At 67.6% G+C, this 26,878-nt stretch carries 23 protein-coding genes; 3 read left to right on the forward strand and 20 right to left on the reverse strand.

Annotated elements, in window-relative coordinates:
• Positions 1-49 precede the first annotated feature (49 nt).
• From ribBA to ACM26W_RS14530, 4 genes are all read right to left on the reverse strand, one after another.
• On the reverse strand, positions 50-1,231 hold the full coding sequence (gene ribBA, locus ACM26W_RS14515; protein WP_416137685.1) for a bifunctional 3,4-dihydroxy-2-butanone-4-phosphate synthase/GTP cyclohydrolase II: 1,182 nt from the start codon (positions 1,229-1,231) through the stop codon (positions 50-52).
• Positions 1,232-1,470: 239 nt separating this feature from the next.
• Positions 1,471-2,616 (reverse strand): bifunctional diaminohydroxyphosphoribosylaminopyrimidine deaminase/5-amino-6-(5-phosphoribosylamino)uracil reductase RibD, encoded by a 1,146-nt coding sequence (gene ribD, locus ACM26W_RS14520; RefSeq protein ID WP_416137686.1) that lies wholly within the window; start codon positions 2,614-2,616, stop codon positions 1,471-1,473.
• A 28-nt stretch (positions 2,617-2,644) separates the two neighbouring features.
• On the reverse strand, positions 2,645-3,127 hold the full coding sequence (gene nrdR, locus ACM26W_RS14525) for a transcriptional regulator NrdR (RefSeq protein WP_416137687.1): 483 nt from the start codon (positions 3,125-3,127) through the stop codon (positions 2,645-2,647).
• A gap of 76 nt (positions 3,128-3,203) precedes the next feature.
• On the reverse strand, positions 3,204-3,701 hold the full coding sequence (locus ACM26W_RS14530; protein ID WP_416137688.1) for a copper chaperone PCu(A)C: 498 nt from the start codon (positions 3,699-3,701) through the stop codon (positions 3,204-3,206).
• A 213-nt stretch (positions 3,702-3,914) separates the two neighbouring features.
• Between ACM26W_RS14530 and ACM26W_RS14535 the strand changes: the two genes are divergently transcribed.
• Positions 3,915-4,736, forward strand: a complete 822-nt coding sequence (locus ACM26W_RS14535; protein ID WP_416137689.1) for a prolipoprotein diacylglyceryl transferase family protein — start codon at positions 3,915-3,917, stop codon at positions 4,734-4,736.
• A 91-nt stretch (positions 4,737-4,827) separates the two neighbouring features.
• Complete coding sequence (dsbG, locus tag ACM26W_RS14540) at positions 4,828-5,589, forward strand: thiol:disulfide interchange protein DsbG (protein ID WP_416137690.1); 762 nt, start codon at positions 4,828-4,830, stop codon at positions 5,587-5,589.
• 113 nt (positions 5,590-5,702) lie between these two features.
• Here dsbG and ACM26W_RS14545 read toward each other — a convergent pair whose 3' ends face one another.
• The 14 genes from ACM26W_RS14545 to ACM26W_RS14610 all read right to left on the reverse strand — a co-directional run bounded on the left by ACM26W_RS14545 (position 5,703) and on the right by ACM26W_RS14610 (position 18,604).
• On the reverse strand, positions 5,703-6,752 hold the full coding sequence (locus tag ACM26W_RS14545) for a c-type cytochrome (RefSeq protein ID WP_416137691.1): 1,050 nt from the start codon (positions 6,750-6,752) through the stop codon (positions 5,703-5,705).
• A 12-nt stretch (positions 6,753-6,764) separates the two neighbouring features.
• Entirely contained in the window at positions 6,765-7,415 is a 651-nt protein-coding gene (locus tag ACM26W_RS14550) for a c-type cytochrome (protein WP_416137692.1), read from the reverse strand.
• 56 nt (positions 7,416-7,471) lie between these two features.
• A complete protein-coding gene (locus ACM26W_RS14555) occupies positions 7,472-8,791 on the reverse strand; it encodes an ATP-binding protein (protein WP_416137693.1) in 1,320 nt (439 codons plus the stop codon).
• Positions 8,788-9,483 carry a response regulator gene (locus ACM26W_RS14560; RefSeq protein ID WP_416137694.1) on the reverse strand — a complete coding sequence of 232 codons (696 nt, stop codon included), beginning with the start codon at positions 9,481-9,483 and terminating at the stop codon, positions 8,788-8,790. Before ACM26W_RS14560 ends, ACM26W_RS14555 begins: the two co-directional genes overlap by 4 nt.
• Positions 9,484-9,665: 182 nt before the next feature.
• Positions 9,666-10,109, reverse strand: a complete 444-nt coding sequence (locus ACM26W_RS14565; protein ID WP_416137695.1) for a DUF6691 family protein — start codon at positions 10,107-10,109, stop codon at positions 9,666-9,668.
• Positions 10,106-10,579, reverse strand: a complete 474-nt coding sequence (locus ACM26W_RS14570) for a YeeE/YedE family protein (RefSeq protein ID WP_416137696.1) — start codon at positions 10,577-10,579, stop codon at positions 10,106-10,108. The genes ACM26W_RS14565 and ACM26W_RS14570 overlap by 4 nt, the downstream gene beginning before the upstream one ends.
• Positions 10,580-10,640: 61 nt before the next feature.
• Entirely contained in the window at positions 10,641-12,404 is a 1,764-nt protein-coding gene (locus ACM26W_RS14575; protein WP_416137697.1) for a SulP family inorganic anion transporter, read from the reverse strand.
• Positions 12,405-12,414: 10 nt separating this feature from the next.
• A complete protein-coding gene (locus ACM26W_RS14580) occupies positions 12,415-13,281 on the reverse strand; it encodes an MBL fold metallo-hydrolase (protein ID WP_416137698.1) in 867 nt (288 codons plus the stop codon).
• 202 nt (positions 13,282-13,483) lie between these two features.
• Complete coding sequence (locus tag ACM26W_RS14585) at positions 13,484-14,392, reverse strand: MBL fold metallo-hydrolase (protein WP_416137699.1); 909 nt, start codon at positions 14,390-14,392, stop codon at positions 13,484-13,486.
• 191 nt (positions 14,393-14,583) lie between these two features.
• Complete coding sequence (locus tag ACM26W_RS14590; RefSeq protein WP_416140900.1) at positions 14,584-14,775, reverse strand: DUF2892 domain-containing protein; 192 nt, start codon at positions 14,773-14,775, stop codon at positions 14,584-14,586.
• An 85-nt stretch (positions 14,776-14,860) separates the two neighbouring features.
• On the reverse strand, positions 14,861-15,328 hold the full coding sequence (locus tag ACM26W_RS14595) for a hypothetical protein (protein ID WP_416137700.1): 468 nt from the start codon (positions 15,326-15,328) through the stop codon (positions 14,861-14,863).
• Between the two features lie 95 nt (positions 15,329-15,423).
• Positions 15,424-16,014 carry a rhodanese-like domain-containing protein gene (locus ACM26W_RS14600; protein ID WP_416137701.1) on the reverse strand — a complete coding sequence of 197 codons (591 nt, stop codon included), beginning with the start codon at positions 16,012-16,014 and terminating at the stop codon, positions 15,424-15,426.
• A gap of 120 nt (positions 16,015-16,134) precedes the next feature.
• A complete protein-coding gene (locus tag ACM26W_RS14605) occupies positions 16,135-17,544 on the reverse strand; it encodes an MBL fold metallo-hydrolase RNA specificity domain-containing protein (protein ID WP_416137702.1) in 1,410 nt (469 codons plus the stop codon).
• A gap of 139 nt (positions 17,545-17,683) precedes the next feature.
• Entirely contained in the window at positions 17,684-18,604 is a 921-nt protein-coding gene (locus tag ACM26W_RS14610) for a hypothetical protein (protein ID WP_416137703.1), read from the reverse strand.
• Between the two features lie 199 nt (positions 18,605-18,803).
• Between ACM26W_RS14610 and ACM26W_RS14615 the strand changes: the two genes are divergently transcribed.
• A complete protein-coding gene (locus ACM26W_RS14615) occupies positions 18,804-23,594 on the forward strand; it encodes an Ig-like domain-containing protein (RefSeq protein ID WP_416137704.1) in 4,791 nt (1,596 codons plus the stop codon).
• Between the two features lie 38 nt (positions 23,595-23,632).
• Here the strand turns inward: ACM26W_RS14615 and ACM26W_RS14620 are convergent, their stop codons facing one another.
• Complete coding sequence (locus ACM26W_RS14620) at positions 23,633-25,030, reverse strand: HlyD family type I secretion periplasmic adaptor subunit (RefSeq protein WP_416137705.1); 1,398 nt, start codon at positions 25,028-25,030, stop codon at positions 23,633-23,635.
• Positions 25,027-26,820, reverse strand: coding sequence for a type I secretion system permease/ATPase (locus ACM26W_RS14625; protein ID WP_416137706.1), 1,794 nt, complete (start codon positions 26,818-26,820; stop codon positions 25,027-25,029). Before ACM26W_RS14625 ends, ACM26W_RS14620 begins: the two co-directional genes overlap by 4 nt.
• Positions 26,821-26,878 lie beyond the last annotated feature (58 nt).

Here is a 26,878-nt window from a genome sequence, read left to right on the forward strand (position 1 = left end):
GCGGGGGCACGACCCAGGGCCGCGCCCGCGTGATGGTCGGGGGGCGGTGTCAGTCGCTGCGATTATCGGCGCTCTCGGCCTCGGCGGCGCCTGCAATGTCCTCGGGGCTAAGGCGTTCGACCACTTCCAGATCGAAGCCGGAGAGGGCCGAGAACTTCCAGGGAGAGCTGAGCAGGCGCATCTTGCCCACGTTCAGGTGGCGCAGGATCTGCGAGCCGGTACCGATGGTCAGGTAGTTGCCGGCGCCGTCGGAGTCGCTGGTGCGCGGCGCGCGCCGGCGCTCCAGGAAGGTATCCAGATAGTCGCGCAGATCCTGGCGAGGACGGCCGTCGTCGAGCAGCACGAAGACACCGCGTTCGGCCCGCGCTACCTCGGCGATGGCCCGGTGAGAATTCCACTGGGCGCTGTCGCCCTTCTGCAGGCTGAGCAGATCGCGCATGGCGTCGGCCAGGTGCACGCGCACCGTGGTCGGGGTGTCGGGGCTGGGGCGCCCCTTGACCAGTGCCAGGTGGTGGGCGCCCTGGATGCTGTCGCGGAAGACGTGAAGGGTCAGCTCGCCGTAGGCGGTGTGGACCGGCGTGGCTTCCACATGCTGCACGGTCTGCTCGTTGTGGATGCGGTAGTGGATCAGGTCGGCGATGGTGCCCATCTTCAGGCCGTGCTCGGCGGCGAAGCGCTCGAGCTCCGGACGGCGCGCCATGCTGCCGTCGTCGTTCATGATCTCGCAGATCACGCCGCTGGGGTCGAGTCCGGCCAGAGCGGACAGGTCGCAGGCGGCCTCGGTGTGGCCGGCACGGCGCAACACGCCGCCGGGCTCGGCCATCAGCGGGAAGATATGCCCCGGCTGGACGATATCCTCGGCGGTGGCATCCCGCGTGACTGCGGCCTGCACGGTACGCGCACGGTCGGCAGCGGAGATGCCGGTGGTCACGCCCTCGGCGGCCTCGATGGAGACGGTGAACTTGGTGGCGAAGCCGGAGCCGTTGTCGGTGACCATCAGCGGCAGGTTGAGACGCTCGCAGCGCTCGCGGGTCATGGGCAGGCAGATCAGCCCACGGCCGTGGCGCGCCATGAAGTTGATGTGCTCGGCCTGGACCTTTTCGGCGGCCATGATCAGGTCGCCTTCATTCTCGCGATCCTCATCGTCCATGAGGATCACCATCTTGCCCTGGCGGATATCCTCGATCAGGTCCTCGATGGGAGCCAGGCCACCGGCAGTTGAGTTCACCATGAGATCTCCAGAAATTCAGCTTGGCGGGCGTCGGCGGGCGGAGACAGTGGTGTCGTCCGCAGGCAGCACCCCGCCTCGAAACGGCGTCAGAGTAACGTGGCGCGGCGCCGGGCGCCAGTTCATAGCCACGGGGCTGTTCTGGCGACAGGCCTGCGAGGAGGCGCTGTGAATACCTCCCTGTACGCTACCGACGCCATCCCTGGCGTAGGACCTCCTCTTCGGCCTGTCCCCAGCGCCCCTCACCGCGTGGCCAGCGTGCGGCGCTGGGGCCGGGCGGTAATGCGCCAGTCGCGGCCCACGGCGCGGATATCGAGGATCTCGAGTCCGCGCTGGTGGGCCATGGTCTCGATGCCGGCGAGCTGGAACAGCGGCCTGGCGTCGCCGCCGAGCAGGGTCGGCGCCACGAACAGCTGCATCTCGTCCACCAGGCCCGCGTCGAGCATGGCGCCGGCGAGCGTCGCGCCGGTCTCCAGCAGCACCTCGTTGGCCTGCTCCACGTCGGCCAGGTAACGCAGCAGGGCGTGGAGATCGACGCGGCCATTGCCATCGGCCGGCAGAGCCACCACCTCGGCACCGGCGGCCTCGAGCCGTTCGCGCCGCTCGGGCTCGTGCTCCTCGACGGTGGCTACCAGGGTGCGGCCGGGCTCGGTGAGGCAGGCAGCGGCCTCGGGCAGCCGCAGGTGGGTATCCACCACCACCCGCAGCGGCTGGCGGCCAGCGATCAGCTCCACGCCCTCGAGCTCGGCCTGCTCCGGCCGCACCGTGAGCCGCGAGTTGTCGAAGATGACCGATTCCACCCCGGTCAACACGGCACTGGAGCGAGCGCGCAGCCGCTGCACCTCGCGGCGGGCATGGGGGCCGGTGATCCACTGGGACTCGCCGGAACGCATGGCGGTGCGCCCGTCCAGGCTCATGGCCATCTTCAGCCGTACGAAGGGGCGGCCGTGGTCCATGCGCATGATGAAGCCGGGGTTGAGCTCACGGGCCTGCGCCTCCAGCACGCCGACGTCCACCTCGACGGCGGCCTCGCGCAGCAGAGTGATGCCGCGGCCGGCCACCGCCGGGTTGGGGTCGGCCATGGCCACCACCACCCTCGCCACGCCGGCCTCGACCAGCGCCACCGCGCAGGGGCCGGTGCGCCCCTGATGAGAGCAGGGCTCCAGCGTCACATAGGCGGTGGCGCCACGGGCGGCCTCGCCGGCCTGGCTCAGGGCGTGGACTTCGGCGTGGGGCTCGCCGGCGCGCAGATGGAAACCTTCGCCGATCAGGCGCTCGTGCTTGACCAGCACGCAGCCAACGCGGGGATTGGGGTCGGTGGTATAGAGGCCGCAGCGGGCCAGTTCCAGGGCCCGGGCCATCCAGGCTTCGGGGGGCTTTACGGCCATGGGATTCCTTGGGGTCGGGGAAGAGCCGTCAGCCTCGCGGCTCGTCGGGGCCGAAGGTGGGCTCCTGGGCCAGGCGGTCGATCTCGGCGCGGAACTCGTCGATATCCTGGAAGCTTCGATAGACCGAGGCGAAGCGGATGTAGGCGACCTGGTCGAGACGCTTGAGGGCGAGCATCACCTGTTCGCCGATATCACGGGCATGGATCTCGCGCTCGCCGCGGGCGCGCAGGGTCTGACGGATGCGCTGTACCGCCGCCTCGATGGATTCGGCGCTCACCGGGCGCTTCTCCAGCGCCCGCAGCATGCCGGCGCGCAGCTTCTGCTCGTCGAAGAATTCGCGGGAGCCGTCGCCCTTGATCACCCGGGGCATCACCAGCTCGGCGGTCTCGTAGGTGGTGAAGCGTTCGCCGCAGACCACGCACTGGCGGCGGCGACGCACCTGATCACCCTCGGCGACCAGCCGCGAGTCGGTGACCTTGGTGTCATGGGTACCGCAGAAGGGGCAGTGCATGGCGGGGTTCCGGGGTGGAGAGACGAGGACGTCGGCATATTGTAACGACTGCGGCCGCCCCCGCCCAGCATGGCCCTCAGTGCCCCTGGTGGTGTCCGCCGTGGCCGCTGTCACGACCGCCGCCCATCACCTCGATGCGCCGCACCGGGACCGACAGGGTCAGGGTCTCGTCGCTGTCCAGCACCAGGGTGATCTCGACCTCGTCGCCCTCGTGGAGCGGCGCCACCAGGTCGATCAGCATCAGGTGCAGGCCGCCCGGGGCAAGCTCGGCGCTGGCGCCGGCGGGCACGCTGATCGCGTCCACACGACGCATCTGCATGACGCCGTCCACGTCCACATGGTTGTGGAGTTCGGTCATCCCGGCGGCCGGCGAATGAACATCGACCACCGCCAGGTCGCCTTCGCCGTGGTTATGCAGCACCATGAAGGCCACCGTGGTGGTGGAGACCGGCGGCACGGCGCGCACCTGGGCGTTCTCGACCGCCAGGGGCTGGGCCAGTGCGCTCTGGCTGGCCAGCGCCAGGGCCAGGCCGGCAAGGCCGGCGCGAAGGAAAGGCAGGGCGGCATGGACCATGGGAGAGCTTCCTTGTGAAGGTGTGGCAGACGGGCGCGTCCCGTTATCCTACTGTCGAGCGGACGAGACCACCTTGCGACATAACGCCCCACGCCGCCGTCCCGGCAAGATGGATAATACCCCGCTAATCCACGGCTGCCACTCTCGCTACGGGCTGCATGGCCTCCGGCGGCCCTGTGGCCACCCGGACACCTCGACCCACAGGACTCCTCCATGCATGGACTGAACCAGAGCATCGCGATCGGCCCGCTGGGCCTCTCCATCGGCCAGCTGCTGATCATGCTGGCCTTCGGCATCGCCCTGCTCGCCGGTGCGCTGATCGGACGACGCCACCGCACGCCCACCGCCGACACCCTCTTCAACCTGCTGCTGGTCGCCCTGGTCGGCGCCCGGCTGCTGTTCCTGGCCCGCTACTGGGGCAGCTACGAGGGCCCGCTGGCGATGCTGGATATCCGCGACGGCGGCTTCGACCCGCTGGGCGGCCTGGGGGCAGGCCTGGGCTACGCCGCCTGGCGGCTGTGGAAGGCCCCCCGACAGCGCACGGCGCTGGGCGGCGCCCTGCTGGCCGGCGCCTTCACCTGGGGACTCACCGCCGGCCCCCTGCTGCTGCTGGAAAGCCAGAGCCGGCCCATGCCGGACACCCCGCTGGCCACCCTCGAGGGAGACGCCATCGACCTGCCGGCACTGGCCGAACGCGACGGCCAGCCCATGGTGGTCAACCTCTGGGCCACCTGGTGCCCGCCCTGCCGCCGGGAGATGCCGGTGTTCGAGCAGGCCCAGCAGGAGGAGCACGACATCACCTTCGTGTTCGTCAACCAGGGGGAGGACGCCACCCTGGTGAACCGTTTCCTCGACCACCAGTCACTGACCCTGGAAAACGTGCTGCTCGATGCCCGCAACGCCCTGGGCGACGTCACCGGTGCCATGGCCATGCCGACCACCCTCTACTTCGACGCCGAGGGTCGCCTGGTCGACACCCACTTCGGTGAGCTGTCCCGCGCCACCCTCACCCGCGGACTGGAGCGCCTGCGCTGAAGGCTCCCGCTGCCCCCTGGTGCCTTGAGCCTACCGACGTCTCGAGCCCTCTGACCCCATGAGCCCCTGCCCCATGAGAAAGGAACTCCCCATGCGACTGCCCTACCCCCTGCTTCCCGTCGGCGCCCTGGCCCTGGCCATGGCCGCTCCCGGCCTGGCCGATGAGCACTGGCCGGCCCCGGTCCAGGCGCTCACTGCCCAGGGCCTGGAGATCCACGCCGAGTTCGAGGCCCCCGGCGGCCTCACAGGCTATGCGGCCAGCTACCCCAGCGGTGAGGTGGCGATCTACCTGACCCCGGACGGCGAGCACGCCATCGTCGGCACCCTGGTGGACGCCGAGGGCAACGACCTCTCCGATGCCGCCCTGGACGAGCACGTGCGCGCCGCCCAGTTCGCCGAGGTGTGGGAGCGCCTGGAGCAGAGCCACTGGATCCTGGACGGCGACGCCGAGGCCGAGCGGGTGGTCTACACCTTCACCGATGCCAACTGCCCCTACTGCCGCCAGTTCTGGGAAGCGGCACGGCCCTGGGTGGAGGCCGGTGAGGTGCAGCTGCGCCACATCATGGTGGGCATCCTCACCTCCAACAGCCCGGCCAAGGCGGCGAGCCTGCTGGGCGCCGAGGATCCGGCCGCGGCGCTGCACGCCCACAGCGACGGGGGCGAGGAGGTCGTCCCTAGCGCCCAGGCTCGCGAGATCGAGGAGCAGGTCTACGCCAACAACCAGCTGTTCGAAGAGCTCGGCATGATCGCCACCCCTTCCACGCTGTTCCGCGACGGCGATCGCGTCGACCGCGTCCAGGGGCTACCGAACGAGGAACGGATGGTCGAGGTCATGGGCGGCGAGGCGCCCTGACGGGACGCCCGTCCGAGGCCGTACAGAAAAGCGCCCCGCCCGGGCTGACCGGGCGGGGCGCTTGTTTTGGGCTCATCGCAATGGCCCTATAAATCGGGCTCCTGGTACTGCGCTTAGTCCTCTGCCTTCAGGTCCTCGAAGCGCGGCTGACCGACGTTCCACGGCTTCACCTCGTCGCCCTTCTCGCCCCAGTTGGCGTGGTCGGCCAGCACCTCACCGTCCGGGCCTTCCTGCCCATAGAGGGAGGTGCGGTGGAAGCTGGGGCCGAAGCGCTCGAGGGTCTCGGCCACGTCGCCGGTATAGCGCGGATCCTGGGGGCGCTCCTGGCTGCTCATGTAGTAGGCGATGTCCCAGGCCTCCTGGTCGGAGAGCGAGTTGGGCTGACCCAGCGGCATGTTGTTCTTGATGAACCCGGCCGCGGTGTGAACCCGCACGATGCCAGCACCCCAGTTGTTGGAACCGTCGCCCCAGGGCGCCGGGAAGACATACTCGCCGTCCTGGTAGTAGCCGGAACCGTCCTCGCTGTGGCAGATGGCGCAGTTCTCCACGTAGAGGGCTTCGCCATTCTCGTAGCTCAGCTCGTCGGGGCGATCGGGGTGCGGGAAGCCGCGACCGTAGATCGGCTGATCGGGGTACATGGGTGCGCCCTTGGCCAGCCACTGGTGGTAGGCGGTCAGCGCCAGCATGTCGTCGCTGCCGTACTCCGGCGGCACGCCGTTCATGGAGTAGGCGAAGCAGCCGGCGATGCGCTCCTCCAGGTTGTTGACGTGGTCGTTCTTGCCCCGATAGTTGGGCAAGGTGACCGCTGCCGGCCATACCGGCGCGCTGAACGGCTGGCGGCCCTCACCCAAGTGGCAACTCGAGCAGTTCATGTCGTTGAAGACATTCTCGCCGCGTAGCTGCTGGGTGTTGGTGAAGAGGTCGTAGCCGCGACGGATGACCTGCTGGGTCTCCGGGTGCAGGTCGGAGGCCTCGAGGTCGGCCATGGTCGGCGGAATGTGCACCAGCTCGCCCTCCTGGGGCGCCGGGTAGCCCAACTCCACCAGCGTCTCGACTGCCGGGTGCAGGGGTTCGGCGCTGACCGCCAGGCTGACGCCGGCGACCAGGGTGGTACCGGCCACGGCCAGGGTGGTCCTGCCCAGGATTGTCCTGTGTTGCTTCATGATCTGCTCCCCTTACTCGGACGCCACGGACTGGCTGGCCAGCCAGGCGGAAACGGCGCGAATGTCCTCGTCGCTCATGCGCTTGGCAACGGCCCCCATCAGGTTCTGCGGGTCGTTGCTGCGCTCGTCGGCCTGCCAGGCACGCAGCTGCTTCTCGAGGTAGCCGGCGTGCTGGCTGGCGATACCCGGGAAGGTGTCGCCGGCCCCTTCGTTGCGCGGGCCATGGCAGCTCTTGCAGGAGACGATATACGCGTCCCAGTCGCCGCGCAGGGCCAGCTGCTCGCCGCGGACCAGCAGGTCGTCATCGACATCGCCGCCCTGAGCGTCGGTCACCGGCATCTCGCTGTAGTAGGCCGCCACGTCGGCGATCTGCTGGTCGTCGAGCATGTTGGCAAAGGGCAGCATGCTGGCGTTCTGGCGACGGCCTTCCTTGAAGTCGTGCAGCTGCTTGGCGATGTAGTCGGCGTCCATGCCGGCCAGGCGCGGCCAGGATTCGCCACCCGAGACGTTCATGCCGCTGCCGTCGCCCTGGTGGCAGGCCACGCAGGTGCCAGCGGCCGCCTGGCCGCGCTCGGCGTCGCCTTCCAGCGCCATGGCCTGACCGGCGGCCAGGCCGACGCCCAGCAGCAGGCCGAGCCCACCCGTGATCCTCTTGCTGGTCATGTGGTTTCCCCTCGTGTTGTCATCGACCCCTCTACGGAGGGTTCAGTACGGTGTGTTCAACGGCCCGCCTTGACCGGAACGGTCAGGTAGGCCTCGAGCCCATCCCCTTCGGGGCGGGCAAAATCGAGCCGGCCGGCGAAGCGCTCGGCGATGGCCATCACGATGGCCAGCCCCAGGCCGCTGCCGCACTGCTTGCTGAAGCGCCAGAAGCGCTGGGACATCTGGCCAAGCGCCTTGTCATCCACCCCCGGCCCGCGATCGCGCACCCGGAAGGTCAGCTCACCCGCCGCCTCGTCCAGGCGGGCAGTGACCGCCACCGGCTCGCGCTCGCCACCGTGGCGCAGGGCGTTGTCGACCAGATTGCGCAGCGCGGTGACGGCCAGCTCCCTGGGCAGCGCCAGCTCCACCTCGGGCCACGCCTCGGGCAGTTCGAAGCGCTGCGGATCCTCCCCGGTATCGCGCAGGGCCAGCTCGACCACGTCGGCGACCCGGCTCGGCTCACCGTCCTCGAACTGCACGCGCCCCTCCACCCTGGCCAGCATCAGCAGCTGGTCGAGAATGCGGGCGAGGCGCCCCACCCCCTCCTCGGCGTGGGCCAGCGACTGGCGGGCCGTCTCGCCCTCCACCCGACGGGCCACCTGCAGGTGGGTCTTGATGGCGGTGAGCGGCGTCTTCAGCTCGTGGGCGGCATCGCTGGTGAAGCGCTGCTCGCGCACGATGGCCTGCTGAATCCGCGCCAGCAGGCTATTGAGCGTCTCGATCAGCGGACGCAGTTCCACCGGCACCCCGTAGGTCGCCACCGGCGCCAAGGCATCAGGATGGCGACGTGCCAGGGAGTCACGCAGCCGCGAGAGTGGCGCCAGGCCGCGCAGCACGCCGATCCAGAGTGCCGCCATGCTGCCCAGCAGCGCCACGGCGAAGGGCACTACCGCCACCTTGAACACATCGGCCAGCAGCTGGTCGCGCTCGTCCATGCGATCGGCGGTGGTGATGGTCAAGCCACCGCGCTCGTAGGTGAACACCCGCCAGGTGACGCCGCCCTCCTCGCGGTAGGCATGACCGCGCTCCCCCGGCGCCAGGATCGTCTCCAGGTCGGTATGGGTACGCGCCATGATCTCGCCGCGGGGCGAATGCACCTGGCAGGCCAGCCCCTCGATGGGCGGAATCGACAGCGCGCGGCGGTCGGCCTCGAGCCACACCTCCTCGGGCAGCTGTGCCATCAGCCCGGCCACCATGCGCGCCGACTGGGCCAGGCGCTGGTCCAGGGTGGCGACGAACTGCTCCTCGAGGTCACGCATCAGCCAGGTCGCGGCCAGGCTCCACAGCAGCGCCAGGGTCAGGCCCAGGGTCAGCAGCAGCCGCGTGCGTAGACTCATGACGCCCGCCCATTGCCCGGCAGTTCCACCGCCGAGGATTTACCGAGCCGATAGCCCAGCCCGCGCACTGTCTCGATCACGCGACTGCCGAGCTTGCGGCGCAGGTGATGGATATGCACGTTGAGGGCGTTGCTCTCCACCTCGTCGTTCATGCCGTAGAGGCTGTCCTTGAGCTGGTCGGCAGAGAGCACGCTGCGCGGCGACTGCAGGAAGGTCTCCAGCAACACCAGCTCGCGGCGCGATAGCGCGATCTGGCGTCCCGCCACGGTGACCTCCCGGGCCACCGGGTCCAGGCACAGGGCCCCGTGTTCGATCAGCGAACGCGGCCGCCCGGCGGCACGCCGCAGCAGCGCCTGCAGCCGGGCCACCAGTTCGTCCAGGTCGAAGGGCTTGATCAGGTAGTCGTCTGCCCCACCCTGCAGGCCCGCCACGCGGTCCTGTACGGTGTCCCGGGCGGTCAGCACCAGCACCGGGGTGGTCACGCCGGCGGTGCGCCACTCCTCCAGCAGCGCCAGGCCATCGCCATCGGGCAGCCCACGATCGAGGATCACGGCATCGCTGGAGACGGCCTCCATGGCGCTGCGCGCCTCGGCCAGGCTCGCCACGTGGTCGACCACGAAGTCGTGTACGGTCAGGCCGGCCCGGATGCCGGAGGCCACCAGGGCGTCATCCTCGATCAACAGAACGTGCATGAGATGGATTCCTCGTCTTGTCGGGCATCGTGTCACCCGTTAATTAAGCAGGTGTTAAGCGGTTATAAGAATACAACCGACCTGCCTGATCCATTGGTCCAATGACCGCCTCCCTGGGCAAACGCAAGCGTCCCCGCCGGCCTGGCCGGCGGGGACGCAAGGATGTCACCAGCAGGTGCGACTCAGCTTCGTGCAGGAATCGCCCTGGCCAGGAACCAGCCGGCCACCATGGCCACCAGCATGGCCGCCAGCGGGCCGGTGAGCCCGGCAATGGAGGCGATGGCCGGCCCCGGGCAGTAGCCGGAGAGCCCCCAGCCGATCCCGAACAGGGCCGCGCCGCCGATCAGGCGGCCGTCGAGGTCCTGGCGGGTCGGCAACTGGAAGGCCCTGCCGTAGAGGGGGGCCTTGCGACGCAGCACCAGCCGATAGCCGATGAAGTTGGTCACCACGGCGCCGCCGAGCACGAACATCAGGGTCGGATCCCAGGCGCCGAAGAGGTCCAGGAAGCCCAGCACCCGCGCCGGGTCGGTCATCCCGGAGATGCCGAGCCCCAGGCCGAACAGCAGGCCGGCGATATAGCCCGCTATTGATTTCACATTCAGCGTTTTCAAGGTCTCGGTCTTCATGCGCCACCTCCGATCAGGTGCCGAACCACGTAGACGGTGATGATCGCCGTGACCAGGAAGGTCAGGGTCGCCGCCAGGGAGCGCGGCGAGAGACGCGCCAAGCCACAGACGCCGTGGCCGCTGGTGCATCCGCTTCCCAGGCCCGTGCCCACGCCCACCAGCAGGCCGGCCACCAGCATCAGCACCACGCCACCGGCCGGGGCGCCGATCACCTGGCCCGTCACGTCGACGGCGACGCCGGCGACGTTGCCAAGGCCCCCGCCCAGCAGCATCAGCAGGATCGGGCCGCTGATCAAGCCCAGCAGGAAGGTCAGCCGCCAGGCGCTGTCGCCCTTGGGTCGCGCGGTAATCAGGGTGCCGATGATGCCACTGATGCCGGCGATGCGGCCCAGGGTGGCCATCAGCCAGGTAGCAGACAGGCCGATCAGGATACCGCCGGCCAGCCCTTGCAGGGATGAACTCCAGTCCACTTTCTCTCTCCTTTGGGGCATCCAAGCGGATGCGGGTCTTTCGAATCGTTCGGGGGCAAGGCTAGCGCAGCGGGGTCAGCTGCAGCTCGGCGCAGCGCCGCGACAGGCTGCCGTCGCTCTCGCCGCGCAGCTCCTGCCAGGCATCAAAGGTGCTCAGGAACACCTGGCCGGTCATCTGGTGGCAGAACTCGGTGTGCTGCAGGCGATCCATCACCGGCCCCTTCACCTCCGCCAGGTGCAGGCGCACATCGGCGTCCTTGAGCCGGGCGTTGATCGCCTCCAGGCTCTCGAGCGCCGAGGCGTCGATGACGTTGACCGCCTGGCAGGCCAGCACGATGTGCTGAAGGCCCGGCTGGCGGGCGGCCAGTTCCATCACGGTGTCCTCGAGGTAGCGGGCGTTGGCGAAGTAGAGGCTCTCGTCGACCCTCAGGATCGCCAGGCGCTCGTCGGTCTCCACCGCGTGGCGCTGCACGTTGCGGAAGTGCTCGCTGCCCGGCACCCGGCCCACCACCGCACTGTGGGGACGACTGGTACGGTAGAGGTGGAGCGCCAGTGACAGTCCCACCCCCGCCATGATGCCGCTCTCGACGCCGACGACCAGGGTCACGATGATGGTCGCCAGCATGGCGGCGAAATCGCCGCGTGAGTAGGTCCAGGTGCGCTTGATGGCCGGGAAATCGACCAAGGAGAGCACCGCCACGATGATGGTGGCCGCCAGGGTCGCGATGGGCAGATAGGCGATCAGCGGCGTGAGCAGCAGCGCCGCCACGGCGATGCCCACGGCGGTGAAGGCGCCGGCCGCCGGGGTCTCGGCGCCGGCATCGAAGTTGACCACCGAGCGGGCGAAGCCGCCGGTGACCGGCATGCCGCCGGTGAAGGAGGCGGCGATATTGGAGGTGCCCAGCCCCACCAGCTCCTGGTCCGGGTCGATGCGCTGGCGGCGCTTGGCGGCCAGCGTCTGGCCCACCGACACCGATTCGACGAAGCCGACGATGCTGATCAGCAGCGCCGCCATGAACAGCTGGCTCCACAGGCCGCTGTCGAAGCCGGGCAGGGTCAGCGGCGGCAGGCCCGCCGGCACCGCGCCCACCACGGCCACGCCGTAGGCGTCGAGGCCCAGCCCCCAGGTGGCCAGCGTCGTTACCGCCACGGCCAGGATCGGCGCGGCCTTGGTCAGCATGTCCGCCGGCCGTGACGGCACGCCGAGGTGCACCAGTGCGGGCTTCAGCCAGCGCCGAGCGGCGTAGAGGAACGCCAGCACCGAGAGACCGACCACCAGGGTCGGCGCGTTCACCTGGCCAAGGCTGCCGGCCAGGCCCATCAGCAGCTCCAGCAGGTTATGCCCGCCGGCCTCGACCCCCAGCACATGCTTGAGCTGGCTGGCGGCGATGATCAGCCCCGAGGCGGTGATGAAGCCCGAGATGACCGGATGACTGAGGAAGTTGGCCAGGAAGCCCAGCCGCGCCACCCCCATCAGGGTCAGGATCAGCCCCGACATCAACGCCAGCACCAGGGCCGCGCCGAGGTACTCCGGCGAGCCCTGGGGGGCGATCTGCCCCACCGCCGCCGCGGTCATCAAGGAGACCACCGCCACCGGCCCCACCGCCAGGGTGCGGCTGGTGCCGAACACGGCATAGACCACCAGCGGCGCGATGCTGGCGTAGAGGCCCACCTCGGGAGGCAGACCCGCCAGCATGGCGTAGGCCAGCGACTGCGGGATCAGCATGATGGTGACGATCACCGCCGCCAGCAGGTCGCTTCCCAGGGTCGCGCGGCCATAGCCGGGCAGCCACTGCAGGATGGGCAGGTAGCGCTTGGGGTTCACGCGGCGGGCCTCAGAACTTGTTGATCGGCACCTTGAGGTAGACCTGGCCGTTGTCCTCGGCCGGCGGCATATGGCCGGCGCGCATGTTGACCTGCACCGAGGGCAGGATCAGCTTCGGCATGTCGAGGGTGGCGTCACGCTCGGTGCGCATCTTCACGAACTCCTCCTCGCTGATGCCCTCATGCACGTGGACGTTGAGGCGACGCTGCTCCGCCACACTGGTCTCGTGCTGGTACTCCTCGCGCTCCGGCGCCTTGTAGTCATGGCACAGGAAGAGGCGGGTCTCGTCCGGCAGGGCCAGCACCTTCTGGATGGAGCGGTAGAGGGTGCGGGCGTCGCCGCCCGGGAAGTCGCAGCGGGCGGTGCCGTAGTCGGGCATGAACAGGGTGTCGCCGACAAAGGCGGCGTCGCCGATCACGTAGGTCAGGCAGGCCGGGGTGTGGCCCGGGGTGTGCAGCACCCGTCCTTCCAGGCCGCCGATGGCGAAGGTGTCGCCCTCCTCGAAGAGGCGGTCGAACTGGCTGCCGTCGCGGGCGAACTCGGTGCCGGCGTTGAAGGCCTTGCCGAAGACGTCCTGCACCACGGTGATATTGGCGCCGATGCCGGTCTTGCCGCCCAGCGTCTCATGCAGATAGGGCGCGGCGGAGAGATGGTCGGCATGGACGTGGGTCTCGAGGATCCACTCCACCTGCAGGTCGTTGTCGCGCACGAAGGCGATGATCTCGTCGGCGGAGCGCACATCGGTGCGCCCGGCGGCGTAGTCGAAGTCGAGCACCGAATCGAGGATCGCGCAGGTCTGGCTGTCCGGATCCTGTACCACGTAGCTGAAGGTGTTGGTGGGCTCGTCGAAGAAGTGGGTCACGATGGGTCGGGACATGGCTGAAACCTCCGTCATGGTGAATCGCTGACGCTAAGTATTGGGACCAGCATAGGCGAAATACAGTTCTAAGAGTAGATTTAATCGCTATATAAGACCCTGCTTTTCTGCACTGCCACCAAGGCTATCGCTCAAGGCTGTTCCGGCGACACGCCCCCCCCTCCGACCTGTCCCCGGCGCCTTTCGCTATCGCACTATTGATCTACTCCCAGGCGGCACCCTCCAGGGCGTCCAGGGGGATCTTGAGGTAGCGCTTGCCGTTGGCCTCGGGCTCCGGCAGGCGACCGCCGCGGGTATTCACCTGCAGGGCATGCAGGATCAACTTGGGCATGGGCAGCTCGCTATCGCGCTCGTTGCGCATCGCCACATAGTCCGACTCGGCCACCCCCGCCAGGTGGGGGTTGGCCTCACGCTGCTCTCCCACGCTGCTCTCCCACTCCGGCTCACGCCCCCCTGGCATGTAGTCGTGGCCGGTGAACAGCCGGGTCTCGCTCGGCAGTGCCAGGATGGCCTGGATGGAGCGCCACAGCTGGTGGGCGTCGCCGCCGGGGAAGTCGGCCCGGGCGGTACCGAAGTCCGGCTGGAAGAGGGTGTCATGGACAAAGGCGGCATCGCCGATCACGTAGGTGATGGACGCCAGCGTGTGCCCCGGCGAGAACATCACCCGCGCCTCCAGTTCGCCGATGCGGAAGGTATCCCCCTCGACGAACAGCCGATCCCACTGCCGGCCGTCGGCCGGGAAGTCGGGCCAATGGTAGAGGCCCTTCCAGAGCGCCTGAACATCGGTGACATAGCCACCGATGGCGGTGGGCGCGCCGGTCTTCTCGGCCAGATAGTGGGCGGCCGAGAAGTGATCGGCATGGGGGTGGGTGTCGAGGATCCACTGCACCTCGAGGCCCTGCTCCTTGACGTAGGCGAGCAGTTCATCGGCATGGTGGGTGGCCGTGGCGCCGGACTTCTCGTCGAAGTCGAGCACCGGGTCGATGATCGCGCATTGCTGCGTTGCCGGGTCGCTGACCACGTACTGGACGCTGAAGGTGCGCGGGTCGAAGAAGCCGGCCACATCGGGGTGGCCGGCGCCGGCGCCGCGAGACAGGTCAAAGGTCTTCATGAGCTTTCCTCCTGATGCGCCCGGGTCGGCCAGGCGTCAATCTGTTTATATGGAATAAGCTTAGCTCATATTGCACTATATGCCGATTGAGTCTGTGCATGCCGACGATAGCCCACCCCCATACGCAAGACGCCCACGACCAAGGGGTCACGGGCGTCGGAGAATCCGGCTCGAATCGTGACCGGAGCAGGCTACTTCTTCAGCTTGCAGGTATTGATACCCAGCAGGCCGTAGGCCGGACAGAAGTTGAACAGGCCGGTGGCCAGCGCCAGCACGCCGATCCAGCCCCAGGCGCCGATGACGCCGGTCAGTGCCAGGCCGATCAACAGGGCGCCGATGACGATACGCGCGATCTTGTCAGCACCGCCGACGTTGCTTTTCATATTCATGGTGACTCTCCTTCAACGCCGGATGGCGGCGCGCCGGCTGCCTTGCGGGCAGCCGGCATCGCCACCGAGGCGAGCGGGTTCAGAAGCTGAAGACTGGAATGGCCGGGTCGCGCATCATTTCGGCCATGGGGCCCGGCGCGGCCACGCCCACGCCCTCGCGCAGGTCGCCTTCCTCGTAGTCGGTGTTGGGCAGGTAGATGGCGCAGACATCCACGCCGGCGCCCTCGCCCATCATCATCTGCATGAGGCCTTCGGGCTTGACGCCGCGCGGGCCCAACTCGGTCTCGCTCTCGTAGCCCTCGACGGCCAGCTCGCCGGCGGCATCGCAGAGCAGGATATGCGGGGTGGTGCCCTGCTCGCGCATGGCGTTGGCCAGGATCATCGCCATGCCCTGGGTCTGCAGGGAGTCGCTGGTCACGATGAACAGGGCCTTGTCGGCGTAGTCGTCGTGATCGTCACCGTGGCTGTCGGCCAGGGCGGCGCCGGAGAGGCCGAGGGCGGTGGCCGCGGCGGCCAGGGTCAGGGTCAGGGTCGTCTTGATGCTCATATGCTCACCTTCTTCAGATTGTCGGTTCAGCGGGTCGGCTTGTGGCTCCCCAGGCGCCCGGTCGGGGCGCGCCCGGGAAGAGAAAACGTCTGCGTTCAGTCGGCCGGGCGCCAGGCCACGTCGGGGTCGATCTCGTAGCTCCAGGGCAGGCCCGAGTTGCGCCAGCCGTTCATGGCACGCACGCCCTTGGAGTCTCCCTCCTTCAGGGTGCTGCCCTCGAAGCCATCATCGACGGAGTAGACCTGGCGATAGCCCATCTCGGCGATCACGTCGGCACCCGGCGCGCTGCGCGTGGCGCCGGAGCGGCACATGACGATGATCGGGTCGTCCTCGGCCACGCCCAGCGCGTCGAGGCGCTCCTTCACCTGGGCCTCGAAGTCGGCGTTGCGCAACACCGGCCAGGTCTTCGCGTCCTCATCGAAGCTGTCACGATCGGCCAGCACCCAGGGCACATGGATGTCGGTGGGCTCGGCGAAGCCGGTGAACTTGATCTCGATGGGGTCGCGCACGTCGATCAGCACGGCCCGATCGTTCTCCTGCATCAGCGCATAGGCCTCGGCGGCCGTGACATACAGGCCGAGTTGGGTCTCGCGGTAGGAGTCGGCCTCCTGGGCCAGAGTGGGGGCACTCACCAGTGCCGCCGCCATGATGGAACTCGCCAGCAGGCTCTTGAACGCAAACTTCATAACCAAAACCTCTAAGCTAATTACATAATATGCATTTAGCAAGAGGATAGACCAGGGGGCTCGGAATGACATGGGGCAAGTCGTCGCAGCTTGATTCAGATCAAGTCGCGAAGGAAAGGATTACAGTTCGACGCGGTCGCCGTAGGCGGGAATCTCGGCTTCGATACTGCTCTTGGCCAGGGCGGTCTTGAAGGCCTCCTGGGTCTCGGGCTCGCCGTGAACCAGGTAGAAGCGGGGATTGTTACGGAAGGCGCCGGCCCAGCCGATCATGTCGGTCTGGCCGGCATGGGCCGAGAAGCCGCCGATGGTGTGAACCTTCGCCTTGACCACCAGATCCTGACCCAGCACGCGCACTCGTTCGGCGCCGTCAACGATCTGGCGACCCAGGGTGCCGGCGGCCTGGAAGCCGACGATCACCAGGCGGGTATTGGGCTTCTCCAGGTTGTAGCGGAAGTGGTGGATGATGCGCCCGCCGGTACACATGCCGGCCCCAGCGATGATAATGGCCCCGCCGTGGATACGGTTGATGGCCATGGACTCTTCCACCGTGCGGGTCATGCGCAGGATCGGCAGGTACTGACGGGTGTCGCCGCTGGCGGCGATATTGAGCACCTTGAGGTCATCGGCATCCAGCGCCTTGCGCGCCCGGTGGTAGAGTTCGGTGACCTTGATCGCCATGGGGCTGTCGAGGAACACCAGCTGCTGGCGCAGCCGCCCCTCATGGTAGAGCACGCTGAGATGGTAGAGGATCTCCTGGGTGCGACCCACGGCAAAGGCAGGAATCAGCACGTTGCCGCCCGCCTCGTGAGCCTCCTCCAGCACCCGGGCGAACTCCTCCAGGGTCTCGGCCAGGGGGCGGTGGTCACGATCGCCGTAGGTGCTCTCCATCAGCACCACATCGGCCTCATAGACCTTGTCGGGGTCGCGCATCAGCACCGAACTGGGGTTGCCCAGGTCACCGGAGAACACCAGCCGCTTGTCCTGGCCACCGGAGGGAACGGTCAGCTCGACGATGGCCGAGCCGAGGATGTGGCCCGCGTCGCGGAACACCAGGGTGGCGCCACCCGGCAGGTTGACCGGCTGGCCGTAGGGGTGCGACTCACACAACGCCAGGGTTCGCTCCACGTCGTCCAGGTCATAGAGCGGCTCGATCAGCGGCTTGTCGTTGCGCTTGCGCCACTTGTTCTCCCACTCCACGTCCTTGGCCATGATGAAGGCGGCGTCCTGGAGCATGATCTCCAGCAGGTCACGGGTGCCCCGGGTGCAGTGGATCGGCCCGCTGAAGCCCTCGCGCACCAGCTTGGGCAGCAGGCCGGAATGGTCCAGGTGGCCGTGGGAGAGCACCACCGCGTCGAGTTCCCGAGGCAACTTCCCGAAGGACTTGGCGTTGACCTCGTCGGCATCGCTGCCGCCCTGGTGCAGCCCGCACTCCAGCAACAGCTTGTACGAGCCGCCGTTGCCGTCCACCTCGATCAGGTAGCGAGAGCCGGTGACTTCCTTCACCGCGCCCTGGAAAGTGAGTGTCGACATGGTGGTGCGCTCCTGTGCCAGCGGACGTGCCCGACTGTCTTACATCTAAGTGTCAGCATACTGGATCGCAGCGAAGGTGCACATCAGGCAATTACGATACAAACACTGAGGCCCTACAGCCAGGACCGGGCCGGACGCATCAAGCGATAAAGATCTCGTCGCCGATGCTGTCAACGCCCACCAGCTGAATGGTGAGGTCGGTGATGCCATCGTTATCGAGGTCGATCGCCAGCAGGCCATCATCGAACTCGAAGTCCCACGCATCACCCACCAGCGCCGAGATGTCGATCTGGTCTTCGTTGACGTCGAAGCCGATCAGGCTATCGATATCGAAGGTGCCATCCTCGTTCCGGGCCAGACTGGTATAGCGGACGATATCCTCGCCAGCCCCCAGGCTGTACTCGTCGGCACCGCGGGTGGCATGAAGGTCGCTGCCGCCATCGCCCAGCTCGAAGGAGTCATCGAAGTCGGAGCCGGAGATGGTCAGGTGCGCATCAAACCCGGTGGCATCCACCTCGACACGGTGGGAGAAGGCCGCGGAAGTGACACCATCAAGGCCATCCTGGCCATCGTCACCATTGTCGCCACTACCTTCTCCCTCTCCAGCTGCTCCGCCTTCTCCACCGGCACCACCCGTGCCGCCCAGGATCGTCAGGTCCTGATCCCCTTCGATCACGATCGTGTTGATCTCGGCATCGTCATTGCCGTTGACGATGGCATAGCCGGACTGACCGCCATCGCCGCCATCACCGCCATCGGCCCCATCGGCCCCATCGGCCCCATCGGGAACGATATTACCGCCCTGGGAGATGCCATCACTACCGTCGCCACCGTCGCCACCATCACCGCCGCTGCCGCCGAGGATCTGGTTGGGCTCATCACCCGTGGAGGTAATGCGGATGGCGTCATACTCTTCAGGGTTCTCGATGACTATCGCGGACGCCCCATCCTCACCATCGCTCCCATCCTCACCCGGAGTTGCGGGGAAGTACTCGAAATTGCCTGCTGTCCCTTCACGATAAGCACCGACCCCCCCTCCCCCCGTCCATGGCGGGGGCACCAGCCTGCCTCCCCTTCGCCCGAATGATGTGTGAGTTTTCTCGTACTCGAAGCCAGGCCAGTCATGTTATCCCCTGAGCCGTTTCGTCTAGCCAGTTTGAGCTGGCTGAACATGACACTTTGGGATGATGGCGGCTTATCCGTAGACCTAAACTGAACTGACATAAAGTCACCCAACCACATTCTTGCAGGGGGCTGCCATGTCCATATCACCACAGCCGGAGGATCACGACGGCACCGACCCTCTCTCCGCCGAGGCCCAACCTGCCAACGACGAAGAGGGTGAGGAACTCGACTCCGACCTGCTCGACCCCCGCTTCGCGTCGGGGCCGTCGCTTCTCCGCCCACCTACCGTCGACGACGAGGACCGGCGAGATATGCTCCACACCCCGCCGGGCCTCGATGACGACCTCGCTTCCGATGACGCAGAGGAGACATCAGCGGCCGACGGCCCTTCCCCCGCGCAAGAGTCGACCACAGAAGAGCATGACCCAGAGCCATACCCCTCGAGCGAGGACGCGGACCTGGGCCCCGTCGACAGCGAGATCCCGGCCGAAGGTACCGAGGCGACCGCAGGAGATGAGGAGACCCCGGCCAGGACGGCCGACACCTTGCCGCAAGACCCCGCAGACGAGTCCTCACCGGCGTCGACTGAGGAAGCCCTCGCGGACGAAGATGGCCGAGACTCCGCCAACGAGCCTGCCGAGGATCCTGCCGAAGACTCCACCCTCACAGCAACGGACGTGCCGGACGAGCCTGCCGGTGAGTCGCTGGATGCTTCCGGGTCGGATGAGGGAAGCGCCACCCTTTCCGACGACCAGGCGCTGCTCGACGATGACGACATCTTCACCTTCCAGGCCTTTGAGGAGGCCCCCGAGGACACATCGACATCGCCGGGCATGACCACCAGCACGGCGGACGAGCCGGAGCCCACCGGCACGTCCGTCCAGTTCCAGCACGGCAGCAACGGCTATGCCGGCGTGGTGGACACCTACCTGCACCAGGCACAGCCAGACACCAGCCGGGCATCCTCGACTACGCTGGTCGTGGACAGCGTCGACAAGAAGGGCGAGGTACAGACGCTGCTGCGCTTCAACGACATCCTTGGCAGCGCCACCGGACAGATCCCGCTGGGTGCTACCATCCTCTCCGCCACCCTGGTCGTCCAGACCACCAGCAAGGGGGACGGGGCGACCCTGCACCGCATGCTGCTGCCCTGGAGTGACAGTGCGACCTGGAACAGCCTGGAAAACGGGATTCAGGCCGATGGTATCGAGGCGATGATCCCGAGCGACCTCGACACCGGCTTCATTCCGACCGGCACGACCCAACTCGACGTAACGGCCAGCCTGCAGGCCTGGGCAGATGGCCAGGAGAATCACGGCTGGGCCTTGCTGCCCCAGGGCCCTGACGGCTGGGACTTCCATTCGGCGGAGGGCTCGACACCGCCCACCCTCATCGTCGAGTACAGCACGGCGAATGGCGGTCCCGTCAACAACCCGCCGGTGGCCCAGGACGATACCGCCACCACGACCCAGGGACTGGCCGTGCAGATCGCCGTGCTCGACAACGACAGCGACCCGGACGGCGACACCCTGACGGTGGGCGCCGTCACCCAGCCGGCGAACGGCAGCGTCACCCTCAACCCCGACGGCACGCTCACCTATACCCCCGACGAGGACTTCGCCGGCAGCGACAGCTTCACCTACCAGGCCTCGGACGGCGAGCTGCTCAGCGACCCGGCCACCGTCAACGTCAGCGTCGAGCAGGCGGAGGAGCCGCCCCCCACCAGCACGATCGTCCAGTTCCAGCACGGCAGTAACGGCTATGCCGGCGTGGTGGACACCTACCTGCACCAGGCACAGCCAGACACCAGCCGGGCATCCTCGACGACGCTGGTCGTGGACAGCGTCGACAAGAAGGGCGAGGTACAGACGCTGCTGCGCTTCAACGACGTCCTTGGCAGCGCCACCGGACAGATCCCGCTGGGTGCTACCATCCTCTCCGCCACCCTGGTCGTCCAGACCACCAGCAAGGGGGACGGGGCGACCCTGCACCGCATGCTGCTGCCCTGGAGTGACAGTGCGACCTGGAACAGCCTGGAAAACGGGATTCAGGCCGATGGTATCGAGGCGATGATCCCGAGCGACCTCGACACCGGCTTCATTCCGACCGGCACGACCCAACTCGACGTGACGGCCAGCCTGCAGGCCTGGGCAGATGGCCAGGAGAATCACGGCTGGGCCTTGCTGCCCCAGGGCCCCGACGGCTGGGACTTCCATTCGGCGGAGGGCTCGACACCGCCCACCCTCATCGTCGAGTACAGCACGGCGAATGGCGGTCCCGTCAACAACCCGCCGGTGGCCCAGGACGATACCGCCACCACGACCCAGGGACTGGCCGTGCAGATCGCCGTGCTCGACAACGACAGCGACCCGGACGGCGACACCCTGACGGTGGGTGCCGTCACCCAGCCGGCGAACGGCAGCGTCACCCTCAACCCCGACGGCACGCTCACCTATACCCCCGACGAGGACTTCGCCGGCAGCGACAGCTTCACCTACCAGGCCTCGGACGGCGAGCTGCTCAGCGACCCGGCCACCGTCAACGTCAGCGTCGAGCAGGAGGCGCCGGTCAACAACCCGCCGGTGGCCAACGATGACACCGTCACCACGACCCAGGGACTGGCCGTGCAGATCGCCGTGCTCGACAACGACAGCGACCCGGACGGCGACCCTCTGACGGTGGGCGCCGTCACCCAACCGGCGAACGGCAGCGTCACCCTCAACCCCGACGGCACGCTCACCTATACCCCGGAGGCGGGCTTCGTCGGCGCGGACAGCTTCACCTACCAGGCCTCGGACGGCGAGCTTGAGAGCGCCCCGGCCACCGTCAACGTCACCGTCAGTCCCTCGATCGTTCAGTTCCAGCAGGGCCAGGAAGGCTATGCGGGAGTGGTAGACACTGAGCTACGTGAGGAGATGCCCGGAACGAGCCAAGCCACGTCGACGACCCTTGAGGTCGATGGTTTCGATACAAATGGCGCTAGCGGCAGCAACGTGCAGGCACTGCTGCGCTTCGACAACCTCTTTGGCGGCGCTAACGAGCAGATTCCCTTAGGCGCAACCATCCACTCCGCCACCCTGGAACTGCACACCACCAACGAGGGGGACGGAGCCAGGTTCCACCGCATGCTCCAGCCCTGGAGTGATACCGCCACCTGGGACAGCCTAGGAAGCGGCATCCAGGCCAACGGCGTCGAGGCCCTGGCCGATGGAGACGTCAACACCGGCTTCGTCGAGATCGGCACGACACACGTTGACGTCACAACCAGCCTACAGGCCTGGGCCGACGGACAGCTGAATCTTGGCTGGGCCCTCTTGCCACAGGGGAGCAACGGCTGGCAATTCTACTCGGCGGAGGGCACGACCCCACCCAAGCTGATCGTCGAGTTCAGCCATACGCCACAGGCTCCGGACAACAACCCGCCTCTGGCCACCGACGACAGCGCCGAGACCATTCAGGGCAGCCAGGTACAGATCAACGTGCTGTCCAACGACAGTGATCCAGATGACGACCCGCTGAGCGTGGGCGCGCTCACATCGCCCGCCAACGGCAGCGTCACCCTCAATCCCGACGGCACGCTCACCTATACCCCCGACGAGGACTTCTTCGGCGAGGACAGCTTCACCTATCGCGCCTCCGACGGCCAAGCTCTCAGTGACCCCGCAACGGTCAGCATCACCGTTCACCAGTCGGACGTTCCACCGCCCTTGCCCCTGGAGACCTCCTATATCGCGACAGCCTTCAACACCAGCGACAGGCGCAACTTCGAACACACCAACGCGACCAAGAGCTTCTATCACGATGGCGACTGGTGGGGCGTGCTACCGGAGGTAAGCGGCTGGCATGTCTACCGCTTCGACGGTCCCCTCCCCGACCCCGGCACCATGGGGGGCTGGACCAAGTCGAGCCCGACCATGCTGACCAGCGGGCGCCGGGCCGACATCGCCTGGGACAATGACACCGACACGCTCTACGTCATCAATTTTGGACCGAGTGAGCCGAGCCCTCGCCTGTACAAGCTGGGATACGACATCACGACGCGGACATTCGATATCGAAGCCAATATCCAACTCACCGGGGAGGGCGGCGTGCTGACCGGCGCCGAGTGGCAGCGCAACACCGAGATGTCGCTCGGCCTCGACCAGAACGGCAGCCCGGTCGTCGCCTTGATCGGCCCCTCCGCCGCCGGGGGAGAGAAAGGCCTGAAACTGGCCTACCCCACCTCCAGCAGCCTCGCCACCTGGAGCACCACTACCATCGATCCCGGCCCCTCGACCTCTTCAGGCAGCAACGGCGACAACAAGGTCGACTTCGTGGCCTTCCGGCTGGATGGCATCGACCATGTCGGGCTGGTCTATGGCGACGACGCCACCGGGCTCTGGAAGCTCGCCTATCAGCCGACGCCCTCTTCCCCCACCGGCTATGGCAGCGGCTGGACGATCGACACCATCACCGATGCCGTGGTCCTGGATAACCATCTCGCCGCTCTGTGGAATGGTACTAATATCCTCATGACAATGAAGGACGACAAGGACGCCCTCTGGGCGATCAAGGGCATACCGGGAAGCTGGGAAGAGCCCGTGCTGGTGCATGCCGCGACACATGGTGCGAGCCGGCCAACCCTCGCCTATGACGAAGACAACGAAATGCTGTTCGTCTTCTACCAGGAGAACACCAATCGACCCTATGGCGACATCTACTTCAAGGCCACTTTCACCGATGAGCTGATATTTGAAACCCAGGACGCCGGCACGCGGATCGTAACCAGCACGAGATCGGATGAGAATATGAGTGATCCCCAGATGCCCTACCACTCCGTGGGGGCAGCAACGGATGGCAAGTTCTTCGTCTTCGCCCGCAATACCGAGGCCAAGGAGATCTGGTACAACGACTTGCAGTTTGACGACGACTGGCTGATCGCCTGAGCCATCGCTGCCGCGGACAAACCGCCGCCGAGCCGCGGTCACTCCTCGCGAATTGCCCGGGCCAGTATGTCGGTGATGGGCTTGATGATATAGCTGGCGAAGGTGCGCTCGCCGGTGCGGATCATCACCTCGGCGGGCATGCCGGCGAGCAGCTGCATCTGCTCGCCCATCTGCTCGAGACCCGCCTCGGTGACCCTCAACCGCACCCGGTAGAAGCGCGCGCCGGTAGCCTCGTCCACCTGGCTGTCCGCACTGACCAGGATCACCTCGGCGGGGATCACGTTGGTCAGCCGCTGGTTGAACGCCGAGAAGCGGATCTCCGCCGGCTGGCCGGCGAAGAGCTGGTTGACGTCGCGGTCCGGCACCCGGGCCTCCACCACGAAGCGGTCGTCTCCCGGCACGATATCGAGCAGCGGGTCGCCGGAACCCACCACGTCGCCCAGGGAGTGCACGCGACGCTCCACCACGATGCCGCCCACCGGCGCGGTGACGGTGCTGCGGCCGACCCTGTCCATCAGGGTGGTGATGCGCTCCTCGGCCTCGGTCACCCGAGCCTGGACCTCGCGCAGCTGCTCCCCCACCTCCTTGTGGAACTCCTGATCACGGATCTCCCGCTGCAGGCGGTTCTCGCTCACCTGGGAGGCGAGCCGGGCGATCTCGGCCCGGCGGCTGGCGATCGCCCCCTCCAGCTCCAGCCAATCGCGCTCGACTTCGCGCAGCCGCTGGTTGTTGACCATGCCCTTCTCGAACAGGCCGCGCAGGTCGCGTTCCTCCTCGCGCAGGGAGGCGGCGTGGCGCTCGTTGATCCGCACCATCTCCTCCAGCCCTTCGATCTGGCGACGCAGCTGCTCGGCCTGCTCGTCCAGCGCCTCCAGGGTGACACGGTGGGAATGACCCCGCGCGGCAAACAGCGCTTGCTGCACCGCCAGCACTTCCTGCACCCGCGGCAGGTCGCTACCGGTGAGCTCCTCGGGCAGCGCCAGCGCCTCGGCGCCGCGTTGTTCCGCCAGCAGGCGCAGCTCGGTGGCGCGGCCGACCAGGTACTGGGTGCGCACGATCTGCAGCTCGCTGCGTGCCTGGAGGTCATCGATCACCACCAGGGGCTGGCCGGCCTCGACCCGGTCGCCGTCGGCTACCAGGATCTCGCGCACGATGCCCCCCTCCAGGTGCTGGACGGTGCGCCGGAAGGACTCCACTGCGACGTGCCCCGGGGCCACCACCGCCACCGCCAGGGAAGCGGTGGCGGACCAGGCGAGGAAGCCACCCAACCCCAGGCCCAGGATCAGCAGCCCGAGGCGTCGATAGCCGCGATCGCTGGTGGGCACGACCTCGCTGTAGTCGCCGTCGAGGGTGGTGGGGGTAACGTCGATCTCGGATTGGCCCGGCATGCTGCCCTGCCGACCGGCGGGCAGCCCGCTGGCTTCCTGCTCGCTCATGGGATCTCCTCCCGGGGCGTGTCACCGCCGCCCTTGTCGTCCGCGGCCGGCCCGCCGGCCACCGCCGCCAGGTGGCTGCGTGCGGTGCTCTCCACCCTGCCCCGGGGCGCCGGCTTGCCCTGCATGCGCTCCATCACCTGCCCGGTGGGGCCGTAGAGGTGGAGCTGCCCCTCCCGCAGCACCAGCAGGCGATCCATGCCGCGCAGCAGGCTGACGCGGTGGCTGATCACGAACAGCGTCACCCCCTCGGCCTTGAGCCGGCGAATCGCCTCGGCCAGGGCACGCTCGCCGACGTCGTCGAGGCTGGCATTGGGCTCGTCGAGCACCACCAGCACCGGGTTGCCGTAGAGCGCCCGGGCCAGGGCGATGCGCTGGCGCTGGCCGCCGGAGAGGCCGCCGCTGCCCGCGGCGATCACGGTGTTATAACCCTCGGGCAGCGCCAGGATCATCTCGTGCACGCCGGCCTTGCGGGCCGCCTCTACCACCCGCTCCGAGTCCACCTCGCCGAAGCGGGCGATATTCTCGGCCAGGGTGCCATCGAACAGCTCGATGTCCTGGGGCAGGTAGCCGATATGAGGCCCCAGCGACTCGCGGTTCCAGTGCTCGATGTCGCCACCGTCCAGCCGCACGGTGCCGGCCAGGGTCGGCCAGACGCCGAGCAACACCCGCGCCAGGGTGGACTTGCCCGCCGCGCTGGGGCCGATGATGCCGACGTGAACGCCCGCCGGCACGGCAAACTGGATGCCGCGCAGGGTCGGCGTGCGCTGGCCGGGAGGGGCCGCCGCCACGCCTTCCAGCACCACGCTGCCCTTGGGCACCGGCAGTGCCATGCGCTCCGGCTCCCGTGGGGTGCGCGCCAACAGTTCCTCGAGCCGGCCATGGGCGCCGCGGGCGGCCACGAACCCCTTCCAGGTGCCGATCATGCGATCGATTGGAGCCAGCGCACGGCCCATGATGATGGAGCCAGCGATCATCATCCCGGGGGTCAGCTCGGCGCGCAGCACCAGCCAGGCGCCCAGGCCCAGGATCAACGACTGGGCCAGCAGGCGCAGGGTCTTCGAGGTGTTGCTCAGGGTGTCGGAGCGGTCGGCGGCGCGGGAGTGGCCGGCCAGGTAGTCGCGGTGGCGACGCGCCCAGCGCCCCATGATGGCAGGCAGCATGCCCATGGCATGCAGCACCTCGGCGTTGCGCAGGTTCGAGCCGGCCAGCTCCTGTGCCTTGATGTGTTCGGCATTGGCGGCGGCCTGGAGCGGCTGGGTGAGCTTCTCGTTGAGCAGGGCCAGCAGCACCAGCACCACCGCAGCGCCGGTGGCGAAGAGCCCCAGCCAGGGGTGAAGCAGGAAGAGCACCGCCAGGTAGACCGGCACCCAGGGGGCATCGAAGAAGGTCAGCAGGCCGCTGCCGGCGAAGAACTGGCGCAGGGTACCGAGATCGCTGAGCGGCTGGGCCGACTGGCGCCCCTCGGTCATCAGGCTGCGACGGAACATGGCGCGATAGAGGTGGGCACTGAGCAGGGTGTCCAGGCGGTTGCCGATGCGCACCAGCATGCGGGAGCGCACCAGCTCCAGCAGCCCCATGACCGCAAACAGGAAGACCACCACCAGGGTCAGCATCAGCAGGGTCTCGCCGCTCTGGGTAGCGAGCACCCGGTCGTAGACCTGCAGCATGTAGATGGCCGGCACCAGCATCAGCAGGTTCACGAACAGGCTGAAGAAGCCGACCGACAGGAAGGAGCCGCGGCACGCCTTCAAGGCCTGCTGCAGTTCCGTCGCCCCCTGCTGTTCCGCCATACCGCCCGCCCCCCATCGCCACTCTCTGCCCTCAGGGTCGCGACCCCGGGGCTTATTT

The sequence above is a fragment of the Halomonas sp. HK25 genome, from assembly GCF_047795635.1.
Classification (GTDB): Bacteria; Pseudomonadota; Gammaproteobacteria; order Pseudomonadales; family Halomonadaceae; genus Halomonas.